Origin of the sequence: Streptomyces sp. NRRL WC-3605 (assembly GCF_001509795.1) — a bacterium.
Classification (GTDB): domain Bacteria; phylum Actinomycetota; class Actinomycetes; order Streptomycetales; family Streptomycetaceae; genus Streptomyces; species Streptomyces viridochromogenes.
Genome location: NZ_LLZN01000054.1, coordinates 51348 through 63367, shown reverse-complemented (window position 1 = coordinate 63367; position 12020 = coordinate 51348). Strand labels below are relative to the sequence as shown.

11 protein-coding genes are annotated in these 12020 nt (G+C 68.9%); 3 read left to right on the top strand and 8 right to left on the bottom strand.

The annotated features are described in order from the left end of the window. Nucleotide 1: 1 nt before the first annotated feature. The 6 genes from ADL34_RS16410 to ADL34_RS16385 all read right to left on the bottom strand — a co-directional run bounded on the left by ADL34_RS16410 (nucleotide 2) and on the right by ADL34_RS16385 (nucleotide 4545). Nucleotides 2–739: a TerD family protein gene (locus tag ADL34_RS16410; protein ID WP_062667303.1), complete on the bottom strand. Its 738-nt coding sequence runs from the start codon at nucleotides 737–739 to the stop codon at nucleotides 2–4. A gap of 104 nt (nucleotides 740–843) precedes the next feature. Continuing rightward, the gene (locus ADL34_RS16405; protein ID WP_062667301.1) at nucleotides 844–1989 is read right to left on the bottom strand and encodes a DUF475 domain-containing protein; all 1146 of its coding nucleotides are present in this window, start codon (nucleotides 1987–1989) and stop codon (nucleotides 844–846) included. Between the two features lie 126 nt (nucleotides 1990–2115). Then, on the bottom strand, nucleotides 2116–2691 hold the full coding sequence (locus tag ADL34_RS16400) for a TerD family protein (RefSeq protein ID WP_062667299.1): 576 nt from the start codon (nucleotides 2689–2691) through the stop codon (nucleotides 2116–2118). A gap of 116 nt (nucleotides 2692–2807) precedes the next feature. Further along, the gene (locus ADL34_RS16395; RefSeq protein WP_062667297.1) at nucleotides 2808–3383 is read right to left on the bottom strand and encodes a TerD family protein; all 576 of its coding nucleotides are present in this window, start codon (nucleotides 3381–3383) and stop codon (nucleotides 2808–2810) included. 149 nt (nucleotides 3384–3532) lie between these two features. Continuing rightward, on the bottom strand, nucleotides 3533–3991 hold the full coding sequence (locus ADL34_RS16390) for a peroxiredoxin (RefSeq protein WP_062667295.1): 459 nt from the start codon (nucleotides 3989–3991) through the stop codon (nucleotides 3533–3535). A gap of 116 nt (nucleotides 3992–4107) precedes the next feature. Continuing rightward, a complete protein-coding gene (locus tag ADL34_RS16385; protein WP_055620756.1) occupies nucleotides 4108–4545 on the bottom strand; it encodes a DUF3052 domain-containing protein in 438 nt (145 codons plus the stop codon). 363 nt (nucleotides 4546–4908) lie between these two features. Here ADL34_RS16385 and aceE point away from each other — a divergent pair, with 363 nt between their 5' ends. Further along, nucleotides 4909–7656: a pyruvate dehydrogenase (acetyl-transferring), homodimeric type gene (aceE, locus tag ADL34_RS16380; protein WP_062667293.1), complete on the top strand. Its 2748-nt coding sequence runs from the start codon at nucleotides 4909–4911 to the stop codon at nucleotides 7654–7656. Nucleotides 7657–7844: 188 nt separating this feature from the next. Here the strand turns inward: aceE and ADL34_RS16375 are convergent, their stop codons facing one another. Then, nucleotides 7845–8150, bottom strand: coding sequence for a hypothetical protein (locus ADL34_RS16375; RefSeq protein ID WP_062667291.1), 306 nt, complete (start codon nucleotides 8148–8150; stop codon nucleotides 7845–7847). Nucleotides 8151–8375: 225 nt separating this feature from the next. Beyond that, nucleotides 8376–9911, bottom strand: a complete 1536-nt coding sequence (locus ADL34_RS16370) for an MFS transporter (RefSeq protein WP_400090495.1) — start codon at nucleotides 9909–9911, stop codon at nucleotides 8376–8378. A gap of 150 nt (nucleotides 9912–10061) precedes the next feature. Here ADL34_RS16370 and ADL34_RS16365 point away from each other — a divergent pair, with 150 nt between their 5' ends. Together ADL34_RS16365 and ADL34_RS16360 are read left to right on the top strand one after the other, a co-directional pair. Further along, entirely contained in the window at nucleotides 10062–10688 is a 627-nt protein-coding gene (locus tag ADL34_RS16365; RefSeq protein ID WP_062667286.1) for a TetR/AcrR family transcriptional regulator, read from the top strand. Between the two features lie 93 nt (nucleotides 10689–10781). Beyond that, nucleotides 10782–11999, top strand: a complete 1218-nt coding sequence (locus ADL34_RS16360; RefSeq protein WP_062667284.1) for an alpha/beta hydrolase — start codon at nucleotides 10782–10784, stop codon at nucleotides 11997–11999. Nucleotides 12000–12020: the final 21 nt, after the last annotated feature.

The following is a 12020-nucleotide window of genomic DNA, read 5'->3' as shown; positions in this document are numbered from 1 at the left end:
CTTAGTGCTCGGCCTTGGTCTTGTAGCCGCGGCCCCACTGCAGGCCCCAGCCGAACAGGCGGTCCAGCTCGGCCTGGAAGCCGTAGACGAACTTGACCTCGCGGCGGACCCACACCTCGCCCTTGACGTTCTCGATGGTCACCACCGCGCAGGAGCGGGCCTGGGGGTGCCGTTCGTCCAGGCCGATCTCGATGCGGGGCCCGTTGCTGGGGTAGAGCGTGACGATGGCGTGGGTGCGGTCGAAGGCCGGGGTCTGGTCGTAGATGTAGACGAACACCAGCAGCCGCTTGATGTTCTCCCGGTGGTCGAGGTTGACGTAGATCGTCTCGCCGGACGCGGAGCCGAACCGGTCGTCGCCGCTGAGCTTGACGTACGGCGGCGCGTTGACGTCCCCGAGGAAGCCGCCGAGCGGCTGGACGACGCCCTTGGTGCCGTCGGCCAGCTCGTACAGGCAGCCGAGGTCGAGGTCGACGTTGACCATGCTCTGGCTGTGCCCGAGGACCTCCGGGGGCCGCAGCGCCTTGAAGGGGTGCCGCAGCAGGCTCTCCCGCTGGGACCCGCCGATGTCGGAGGTCCGCATGCGCCAGGTCAGGTTGACCCGCAGATGGCCGGTGGCCGCTCCCTGCCGGGTGAGTGAGACCCGGTCGTGCCGTTTCGTCAGCTCGATCGCGTTCGACGACGCGCTGCCCGAGTCGAACTCGGCCGCCCGCCCACGCCAGAGCCCGTCCAAGAAGCCCATGTCCGCCCCCCACGTCCCGCAGGACGTTCGTGTCCCTGCACAAACCGGCGGGGCGGCCGGACGTCCGGCCGCCCCGCTCAGAGCGTTCCTCACCCTCGCGGGTGTCACACCCCGGACGACACCTCAGTCTTGTCCGGGGCCTCCGCTTTTCCCTCCGCCGCCGCGAGGGCGCGGTTGCGGCGGACCGAGGACCAGAAGGAGGCGCCGATCAGCACGACGCCGATCAGGCCGGTGATGATCTCGTTGATCTGGTACTGGATGGTGACCAGCAGGATCATGGCGAGGGCGCCGATGGCGTAGTGCGCGCCGTGCTCCAGGTAGACGTAGTCGTCGAGGGTGCCCTGGCGGACCAGGTAGACCGTGAGCGAACGGACGTACATCGCGCCGATGCCGAGGCCGAGGGCCATGAGGACGATGTCGTTGGTGATCGCGAAGGCGCCGATCACGCCGTCGAACGAGAACGAGGCGTCCAGGACCTCCAGGTACAGGAACATGAAGAACGCGGCCTTGCCGGCCAGGGCGACCGCGGAGCGGGGCTTGCCGCTGCGCTCGGCCTCCTCCTCGGCCTCGTGCTCGCGTTCCTCCTCCTCTTCGAGCTTGTCCTCGAAGAACCCGGACAGGCCGCCCACGATCATGTACGTGATCAGACCGGCGATACCGGACAGCAGGACCGTCTCGGCCTTGTCGACGTGGGCGCCGCCGTGCTGGTGGGCGTTGGCCGCGAAGGTCAGCGCGGAGATCAGCAGGACGATGAGCGCGATGCAGACCGACAGCATGTCGACCTTGCCGAGCTTGGCCAGCGGCCGCTCCAGCCAGGCCAGCCACTTGATGTCCCGGTCCTCGAAGATGAAGTCGAGGAAGATCATCAGCAGGAACATGCCACCGAACGCTGCGATCGCGGGGTGGGCGTCGGTGACGAGCTCCTGGTAGCGGTCCTTGTCGCTGAGCGCGAGGTCGACGGCCTCGATCGGCCCGAGCTGGGCGCTGATCGCCACGATCACCACGGGGAAGACCAGCCGCATGCCGAACACGGCGATCAGGATGCCGATGGTGAGGAAGATCTTCTGCCAGAAGGCATTCATCTTCTTCAGGATCCCGGCGTTGACCACCGCGTTGTCGAAGGACAGCGAGATCTCCAGGACCGAGAGGATCGCCACGATGCCGAGGGCGGTCCACCCCCCGAAGAGGACCGCTGCGACCAGGCCGAGCGCGGTGACCGCGAACGACCAGCCGAAGGTTTTCAGAAGCACTGGCTACCCAATCCTGTGTGTACGGGGCTCCCCCGCGCCGTACTCGGCTTTACGAAACTTTGAACCCGGAGTCTATGTCGGCGTCGTGGCGCGCCCCACCCGGACCCGGGTTTTGCCCATATCGCGTTATGAGACGTTGACCCCGAAGTCCAGGGCGATGCCGCGCAGACCCGACGCGTACCCCTGTCCGACCGCGCGGAACTTCCACTCGCCCTGGTAGCGGTAGACCTCGCCGAAGATCATCGCGGTCTCGGTGGAGGCGTCCTCGCTGAGGTCGTAGCGGGCGAGTTCCTGGCCGTCCGCCTGGTTGACGACCCGGATGAAGGCGTTGCTTACCTGGCCGAAGGCCTGGCCGCGCTCGTCGGCCATATGGATGGAGACGGGGAAGACGATCTTGTCGCACTGGGCGGGCACCTTCGACAGGTCGACCAGGATCGACTCGTCGTCGCCGTCGCCCTCACCGGTGAGGTTGTCACCGGTGTGCTCCACCGAGCCGTCGGGGCTCTTGAGCTGGTTGTAGAAGACGAACCACTCGTCGCCCATGACCCGGCCGCCGCTGCACACCAGGGCGCTGGCGTCGAGGTCGAAGGGGGCTCCGGTGGTGGAACGCGCGTCCCAGCCGAGCCCGATCATCACCTGGGTGAGATTCGGTGCGGCCTTGGACAGGGAGACGTTTCCTCCCTTGGCGAGCGTGACGCCCATGATGCTGTTCCTCCCCAGGTGGTGCTTCACGGTTGTTCTGCGCGTCCGGCGCCGCACCGAAACGGTACGGCGCCGGAATCGGCCGGACGTGTCCTGGACGGGCACGCCGGGTGACGTCAGACGTTGACCCCGAAGTCCTGTGCGATGCCGCGCAGACCCGACGCGTAGCCCTGGCCGATGGCGCGGAACTTCCACTCGGCGCCGTGGCGGTACAGCTCGCCGAAGACCATCGCCGTCTCGGTGGACGCGTCCTCCGAGAGGTCGTAGCGGGCGATCTCGGCGCCACCGGCCTGGTTGACGACGCGGATGAAGGCGTTGCGCACCTGGCCGAAGGACTGCTGACGGTTCTCGGCGTCGTAGATCGAGACCGGGAAGACGATCTTCTCGATCTCGGCCGGAACGCCCGCCAGGTTGACCTTGATCTGCTCGTCGTCGCCCTCGCCCTCACCGGTGAGGTTGTCACCGGTGTGCTCCACGGAGCCGTCGGGGCTCTTGAGGTTGTTGAAGAACACGAAGTTCTGGTCGTTGGCGACCTTGCCCGTGTTGTTCAGCAGCAGAGCGCTGGCGTCGAGGTCGAAGTCGGTGCCGGTCGTGGTGCGGACGTCCCACCCCAGACCGACGATGACCGCGGTGAGGCCGGGGGCCTCCTTGGTCAGTGATACGTTGCCGCCCTTGCTGAGGCTGACTCCCACGAGTCCTCCATTGATGTCCGGGGGCCGGGAGCCCCGCCGTGCGTTCGGTATCGGATCAACGACTCGATCCTAGTGACGGGTTCCCGTCGTGCGCAGGGCTTGTACCCACCGATCGCAGGTGTCGGCGTCGAGTCGGTGACGGAAAGGGATCAGAGCGCGTCGAGCGCCTCGACGTACTCGTTGAGGTCGCGTGCGTCCGGCAGAGCGTTGATCACGGTCCAGCGGACGACGCCCTCCTTGTCGATGACGAAGGTGCCGCGCACCGCGCAGCCCTTGTCCTCGGCGAAGACGCCGTAGGCGCGGCTGACCTCTCCGTGCGGCCAGAAGTCGCTGAGCAGCGGGTACTCCAGGCCCTCCTGCTCGCCGAAGACGCGCAGGGTGTGGATGGAGTCGTTGGACACGGCGAGGATCTGGGTGTCGCGGTCGGTGAACCGCGGCAGGTTGTCCCGAACGGCGCACAGCTCGCCGGTGCAGACGCCGGTGAAGGCGAAGGGGTAGAAGAGCAGGACGACGTTCTGCGCGCCGCGGAAGTCGGAGAGCCGCACGGTGCGGCCGTGGTTGTCCTTGAGCGCGAAGTCGGGGGCCTTGTCGCCGACCTGGATCGCCATCGTCGTCGTGTCCCTTCGGTGGGCTGTTCGGGTGGTGTCCACCCTATGCAGCGGCCACCGGGGGCCACGCAGGAGGCCGGGCCGGGCCCTGGGGTCCGGCCCGGCTCAGCCACCGGTTACTTCTTGGACTTCGCGGCCTTGGGCGTCACCAGCCGGCTGCCGCTCCAGTCCTTGCCGACGCTGACGCTCTTGGAAGCCGACAGCCCCGCCGTGGTCGCGGCTTCAGAGATGTCGCTGGGCTCCACGTAGCCGTCACGGCCCGTCTTCGGCGTCAGGAGAAGGATCGAGCCGCCCTCCTCGATGTACGTGGTGGCGTCCACCAGCGCATCCGTCAGGTCGCCGTCCTCGTCGCGGAACCACAGCACCACGGCGTCGGCGACGTCGTCGTACTCCTCGTCCACCAGCTCGCTGCCGATGACTTCCTCAATGGCCTCGCGGAGCTCCTGGTCGACGTCGTCGTCGAAGCCGATCTCCTGGACCACCTGCTCGGGCTGGAACCCCAGCCTGACGGCAGGGCTCGTCCGCTCCTCCGCGTGGTCCGCGGTCGCGCTCACGGGTTGCCTCCTGATCATGTCTTGGGAATAACTCAGCCACGCGCGTGCGCGAAGCATTGGCCGTAGTCCACACGGGCGGGGCGGATCGCGCAAGTACCAGGCCGTCGGGACCGCCGAAACGGTGACGATCCGGAACGTGTCACCGCAACTCCTGGCACCCGAACATGGCTCCGTGGTGACGTGCACCACACCAATGTGCCCCCTTTGTGAGTTTGGGAACCCTTCGGGGGCACTCGACCGTTGCCCAATCGCCGGTTACCCAGCAGTAGAGATGACGTCCGGTCCCCCGAGGTACACGATGGGGAGCGGTGCAGCGCACCCAGAAACCCCAGAAACACGGCCCTCTGACAGGTAAGGAACAGCGTGGCTTCCGGTTCAGATCGCAACCCGATCATCATTGGCGGCCTTCCGAGTCAGGTTCCTGACTTCGATCCCGAGGAAACCCAGGAGTGGCTCGACTCCCTCGACGCCGCCGTGGACGAGCGCGGCCGGGAGCGGGCCCGCTATCTGATGCTGCGCCTGATCGAGCGGGCCCGCGCGAGGCGCGTCGCGGTGCCCGAGATGCGCAGCACGGACTACGTCAACACGATCGCCACCAAGGACGAGCCGTTCTTCCCGGGCAACGAGGAGATCGAGCGAAGGATCCTGAACGCGACCCGGTGGAACGCCGCGGTCATGGTGTCCCGCGCCCAGCGCCCCGGCATCGGCGTCGGCGGCCACATCGCCACGTTCGCCTCCTCCGCCTCGCTCTACGACGTGGGCTTCAACCACTTCTTCCGCGGCAAGGACGAGGGCGACGGCGGCGACCAGGTCTTCTTCCAGGGCCACGCCTCGCCCGGCATCTACGCGCGCGCGTACCTGCTGGACCGCCTCAGCGAGCAGAACCTGGACGCCTTCCGCCAGGAGAAGTCCAAGGCCCCGCACGGCCTGTCCTCGTACCCGCACCCGCGGCTGATGCCGGACTTCTGGGAGTTCCCGACCGTCTCCATGGGCCTCGGCCCGATCGGCGCGATCTACCAGGCGCGGATGAACCGCTACATGGAGGCCCGCGGCATCGCGGACACCTCCGCGTCGCACGTGTGGGCGTTCCTCGGCGACGGCGAGATGGACGAGCCGGAGTCACTGGGCCAGCTGTCCATCGCGGCACGCGAGGGCCTGGACAACCTGACGTTCGTGGTGAACTGCAACCTGCAGCGCCTCGACGGCCCCGTCCGGGGCAACGGCAAGGTCATCCAGGAGCTGGAGTCGATCTTCCGGGGCGCCGGCTGGAACGTGATCAAGCTGATCTGGGACCGCTCCTGGGACCCGCTGCTCGCGCAGGACCGCGACGGCCTGCTGGTCAACCGGATGAACACCACGCCGGACGGGCAGTTCCAGACGTACGCCACCGAGACCGGCGCGTACATCCGTGAGCACTTCTTCGGCGACGACCAGCGGCTGCGCGCCATGGTCGAGGGCATGACCGACGACCAGATCCTGCACCTGGGCCGCGGCGGTCACGACCACCGCAAGATCTTCGCGGCGTTCTCGGCGGCCAAGGCGCACAAGGGCCAGCCGACGGTGATCCTCGCCAAGACGATCAAGGGCTGGACCCTCGGCCCGAACTTCGAGGGCCGCAACGCCACGCACCAGATGAAGAAGCTGACGGTCGACGACCTCAAGCGCTTCCGCGACCGGCTGCACCTGCCGATCGCCGACAAGGAGCTGGAGAGCGGCCTCCCGCCGTACTACCACCCGGGGCGGGACTCCGAGGAGATCCAGTACATGCACGACCGCCGCAAGGGCCTCGGCGGTTATGTGCCCACCCGTGTCGTGCGGTCGAAGCCGCTGGCCCTGCCCGACGACAAGACGTACGCGACCGTGAAGAAGGGCTCGGGCCAGCAGTCGATCGCCACCACCATGGCGTTCGTGCGGCTCCTGAAGGACCTCATGCGGGACAAGGAGCTCGGCCGGCGGTTCGTGCTGATCGCGCCCGACGAGTACCGCACGTTCGGCATGGACTCCTTCTTCCCGAGCGCGAAGATCTACAACCCGCTCGGGCAGCAGTACGAGGCGGTCGACCGGGACCTGCTGCTCGCGTACAAGGAGTCCCCGCAGGGCCAGATGCTGCACGACGGCATCTCGGAGGCCGGCTGCACCGCCTCGCTGATCGCGGCCGGATCGGCCTACGCCACGCACGGCGAACCGCTGATCCCGGTGTACGTCTTCTACTCGATGTTCGGTTTCCAGCGCACCGGCGACCAGTTCTGGCAGATGGCGGACCAGCTCGCGCGCGGTTTCGTCCTGGGCGCCACCGCCGGGCGCACGACCCTGACCGGTGAGGGACTGCAGCACGCCGACGGGCACTCGCAGCTGCTCGCCTCGACCAACCCGGGCTGTGTCGCCTACGACCCGGCGTACGGCTTCGAGATCGCGCACATCGTCCAGGACGGTCTGCGCCGGATGTACGGCGGCGACGCCGAGCACCCGCACGGGGAGGACGTCTTCTACTACCTCACCGTCTACAACGAGCCCATCCAGCACCCGGCCGAGCCCGAGAACGTCGACGTCGAGGGCATCCTCAAGGGCGTGTACCGGCTGAGCGAGGGCACGTCCGGCTCGGTGCCGGCGCAGATCATGGCGTCCGGTGTGGCCGTGCCGTGGGCCCTGGAGGCGCAGAAGATCCTCGCCGAGGAGTGGAACGTCAAGGCGGACGTCTGGTCGGCGACCTCCTGGAACGAGCTGCGGCGCGAGGCGGTGGCCTGCGAGGAGCACAACCTGCTGCACCCGGAGGAGGAGCAGCGCGTGCCGTATGTGACGCGCAAGCTGAGCGGTGCCGAGGGGCCGTTCGTGGCCGTCTCCGACTGGATGCGGTCGGTGCCGGACCAGATCGCCCGCTGGGTGCCCGGCACGTACCAGTCGCTGGGCGCCGACGGCTTCGGCTTCGCGGACACGCGGGGCGCGGCGCGGCGGTTCTTCCACATCGACGCGCACTCGATCGTGCTGGCGGTGCTCACCGAGCTGGCCAAGGAGGGCAAGGTGGACCGTTCGGTCCTGAAGCAGGCCATCGACCGGTACCAGCTGCTCGACGTGGCGGCGGCGGACCCGGGGGCGGCCGGGGGCGACGCGTAGGGAGTGCACGACGACGGGGTGGGGCGCGCCGCGGGAGATCCGCGGAGCACCCCACCCCGTCGTCATGCACTGAAGGGCGTACGTACGTCATGTGCTGAAGGGCGTACGTGCTGAAGGGAACATCAGGGCGCCGGGTGACCTGCCGGCGCGGCCGTTCACGGCGGTGGCCGCCGTGGGGCCGGTGCGGGTCAGGCCAGGCCGATGCCCGGGGTGGCCGCACCCGCCAGCCAGATGATCGCCAGCAGGGTGTCGATCACGCCCAGGACCAGCGCCACCAGGGCGGGGGCCGGGCGGGCTCCCGACCATGAGCGGCCCATGGCCAGCCAGCCGCAGACGATCGCCACCGGGCCGAGGATGATGCCCAGTACGAAGAATCCGGCGATCGCGCAGATGGCTCCGATGATTCCCAGCGTCGCGCGATCCGGCCCGGTCCGTGACCACGTCCGGCCACGTGAGCGGGGGTGCCTGCGCGTGCCATGTCCGAAGCCCGCCATCGTCAACTCCCTGGTTCGGCGTTGGACTTGACGAGTAACCGCCATGGCGGACTTCATGCCCGCGCGGGCCGGGCCGTCGGCGCGCCGTCCCCCTCCGGCAGCGCGCCGCTGGCCCCCGCTTGACTCACTGTCACCTGAGGGGACGGGCGACGGGAGGGATCCGCGGCGTTGTCACCCTGATGGGGGAACTCCCGCCGCGAACCCCTCCGTTCGCACGCGTACGCGTCAGATGTGCGCGGCACCCGCTCCGGCGCCCGCGTTCTCGCCCTTCTTGGTGAGGAAGGCGACGAGGACGGCGACGGCGGCCACACCGGCTGCGACCAGGGAGGCCGCGCTCATGCCGGAGATGAAGGTGTCGTGCGTGACGTCCGTGATCTTGGTGGCGATGGCCGCCGGCGTGCCCGGGGGTACCGGTGCCACACCGACCTGGACCGCCTCGGAGGCCGCGGCCTCGTTCGCCCCGGACAGCGGGGGAAGTCCTGCGTCCTTCCAGTTGCCTGCCAGGTCGCTGTCCACCTTGGAGGCCATCACGGCGCCCAGGACGGCCGTACCGAGGCTCCCGCCGATCTGCATCGCGGCCTGCTGGAGACCGCCGGCCACACCGGACAGCTCCATGGGTGCGTTGCCGACGATGACCTCGGTGGCGCCGACCATGACCGGGGCGAGACCCAGACCGAGGCAGGCGAACCAGAGGGACATGACGCCGCTGCCGGTGTTCGTGTCCAAGGTGGACATGCCGTACATGGCGAGCGCGGTGAGCGCCATGCCGCCCGCCAGCGGGATACGGGGGCCGACCTTGGTGATCATGGCGCCCGCGAGCGGGGAGCCGACGATCATCATGCCGGTCAGGGGCAGCAGGTGCAGACCGGCGTCGATCGGGGTCATGCCGTGGACGTTCTGCAGATAGAACGTCACGAAGAACAGGCCGCCCATGAAGGCGATGGCCATGAGGACCATCAGCACGACACCCGCGGACAGCGGGACCGAGCGGAAGAGACCGAGCGGGATGAGCGGCTCGCGGACCTTCGTCTCCCAGAGGGCGAAGAGGCCGAAGCCGGCCACCGAGGCCACGATGAACAGCCAGGTCTTGCCGTCGCCCCAGCCCCACTCCGGGGCCTTGATGAGGGCCCAGACCAGGCAGAACATGGCGGCCGACAGCAGGGCGATGCCCAGCAGGTCGAAGGAGCGCGGGGCGTTCTTGGCGCGGTGGTCCAGCAGGATCAGGGCGCCGAGGACGACAGCCAGGACACCGACCGGCACGTTGATGAAGAACACCGACTGCCAGTTCACGTGCTCGACGAGGACACCGCCGAGGATCGGGCCGCCGGCGGTGGAGGCGCCGATGACCATGCCCCAGATACCGATGGCCATGTTGAGCTTCTCGGCCGGGAAGGTCGCGCGCAGCAGGCCGAGCGCGGCCGGCATCAGCAGAGCGCCGAAGAGGCCCTGGAGCACGCGGAAGGTGACGACCAGCGCGATGCTGTCGGACAGGCCGATCGCGCCGGAGGCGGCGGCGAAGCCGACGACGCCGATGAGGAAGGTCTGGCGGTGCCCGAACCGGTCGCCCAGCTTGCCCGCGGTGATCAGGGAGACCGCGAGGGCCAGGAAGTAGCCGTTGGTGATCCACTGGACGTCGGCGAAGCTCGCCTTGAGGTCCTTCTGGATGGCCGGGTTCGCGATGGCCACGATGGTGCCGTCGAGGGCCACCATCATGACCCCCACTGCGACGGTGATCAGCGTGAGCCAGGGGTGTCCGCGCATCCCCTTGGCCGACGTCGCGTCCGAGGGGACCGCCGGCGCGTCGCCCCCCGACCCCGTCGTGTCGATGGTGGTCTGACTAGTCATGTGTTCGAGGCTAGTGACAGTCACTGACAATTGACAAACCAATTCACAAGTCGGTAACTGACACCTATGGACACGTTGCGCGAACGCAAGAAGCAGCGCACCCGGGAAGCGCTGCTGCGTACCGCGCTGGAGCTCTTCACGACACGGGGGTACGAGGACACCACGGTCGACGACATCGCCGATGCCGTCGATGTGTCGCAGCGCACGTTCTTCCGGTACTTCGCGGGCAAGGAGGAGGCCGCCCTCGCGCTGCAGGAGATGACGGAGACGCACTTCCTGCGGGCGGTGCGCGACCGGCCGCCGCAGGAGGCGCCGATGGACGCGCTGCGGCTGGCCGTCCTGGACAGCTGGGACACCCTCAGCGAGGTGGTCGAGTCCGTGGCGCCGGTCGAGGTGTTCCTGCGCATGTACCAGGTCATCGAGTCGACGCCGGTCCTGCTCGCCGCCCATCTGCGGCGCTCGCTGGAGACCGAGGAGGCGATCGCGCGGGTGCTGGCCGAGCGCGAGGGTGTCGACATCGACGCCGACCCCCGGCCGCGGCTGGCGGTGGCCGTGTTCGGCGGGGTGATGCGGCTGACGGAACGCAGCTGGTCCACGGGCGGCGACACGAGCCTGGACGCCATACGGGCGTTGACGGTGCAGTACCTGGAACAGGTCGGGCCGGCCCTCACCGGGAGCTGGCGAACGGACTGAGAAAGGTGGCCTGTTCACACAACCTTGATCAAAACGTGATCCGTGTCACTTGGTTAACGCGAGACCCTCTCGTTCTCCTAGTGTGTCCTCCCAGTGACTTCCTTCGACACCACCCCGCAACTGAACGTCTGGCGCGCTCTGCTCGCTCTGGCCGTCGTGTTCGTGATGCTGGCGACCACGGGCTGGACCGCACTGCGGCACCACCGCGGCACCGCCCCGCTCGAGGCCTCGCTCAGTGCCTGGGAGCACGGCAGTCTCGCCGGCCACCGGCTTCCGGCGGCGGACTCCTCCCCCGCCCGGCTCACCTCGTTCTTCGCCTCCCTCACCGAGCACCAGCGTTCGCATCTCGTGCGCCGCTATCCGCTCGCGGTCGGCAACATGAACGGCGCCCCGGCCGAACTGCGCTACCGCGCCAACCGTGTCGCGCTCCGCGAGGCGCGTGAGGTCGAGCACAAGCGCGTGCACGACAGCGGTCTCACGCCGGACGGGCAGCGTGCCGCGGCCCAGCGCGAGGAGCGCTTCGGGTCTCTGCTGCGCTCGGACCGCCAGATCCTCGCCTTCGACCCGGCCGGCGGCGGACGGGCCGCGGAGGTCTTCGGCGACCTGGACCGGGCCGAGCGGGTCTCGGTCGTCGTCCCCGGCGTCGACACCGACGTGCTCACCTTCCAGCGCACGCACCGCAAGTACTCGGCGCCGGTCGGCATGGCCCGGTCGCTGTACGACGCCGAGCGCGCGGCCTCGCCCTCGACGCGGACGGCCGTGATCGCCTGGGCCGACTACACCACGCCGGGCGGTCTCGGACTGGACTCGGCGACGGCGACGCGCGCCGCAGACGGGGCCGTACGGCTGAACGCGCTGGTGCGGGCGCTGCCGGGCCGCTCGCCCGTCTCGCTGTTCTGCCACAGCTACGGCTCGGTGCTGTGCGGTCTGGCCGCGCGTGAACTGCCGGGCCGGGTCACCGACATAGCGGTGGCGGGGAGCCCCGGTATGCGGGTGGAGCGGGCCTCGCAGCTGCGCACGTCCGCGCATGTATGGGCGATGCGGGACGCCGACGACTGGGTCCAGGACGTGCCGTATCTGGAGCTCGGCGGCCTCGGGCACGGCGAGGACCCGGTGTCCTCGGTGTTCGGCGCGCGGGTGCTGTCGGCGCGGGACGCGAAGGGGCACAGCGGCTATTTCGAGCCCGGCACGGAGAGTGTGACGAACTTCGCGGAGATCGGGGTCGGCGCCTACGAGTCGGTGCGGTGCGCCGACGGCACCGTCGGGTGCCGTGCGGGCCTGTCCGACGCCGTGCCGGCCGGACGCGCGTAGAGACGAGAGGAACTGCGGTGT

Bases quoted from the DNA above. Each gene is read 5' to 3' on its own strand.
- ADL34_RS16410 (WP_062667303.1), bottom strand. From the start codon at position 739: ATGGGCTTCTTGGACGGGCTCTGGCGTGGGCGGGCGGCCGAGTTCGAC.
- ADL34_RS16400 (WP_062667299.1), bottom strand. From the start codon at position 2,691: ATGGGCGTCACGCTCGCCAAGGGAGGAAACGTCTCCCTGTCCAAGGCC.
- ADL34_RS16390 (WP_062667295.1), bottom strand. From the start codon at position 3,991: ATGGCGATCCAGGTCGGCGACAAGGCCCCCGACTTCGCGCTCAAGGAC.
- ADL34_RS16375 (WP_062667291.1), bottom strand. From the start codon at position 8,150: ATGGCGGGCTTCGGACATGGCACGCGCAGGCACCCCCGCTCACGTGGC.
- ADL34_RS16370 (WP_400090495.1), bottom strand. From the start codon at position 9,911: ATGCGCGGACACCCCTGGCTCACGCTGATCACCGTCGCAGTGGGGGTC.
- ADL34_RS16365 (WP_062667286.1), top strand. From the start codon at position 10,062: ATGGACACGTTGCGCGAACGCAAGAAGCAGCGCACCCGGGAAGCGCTG.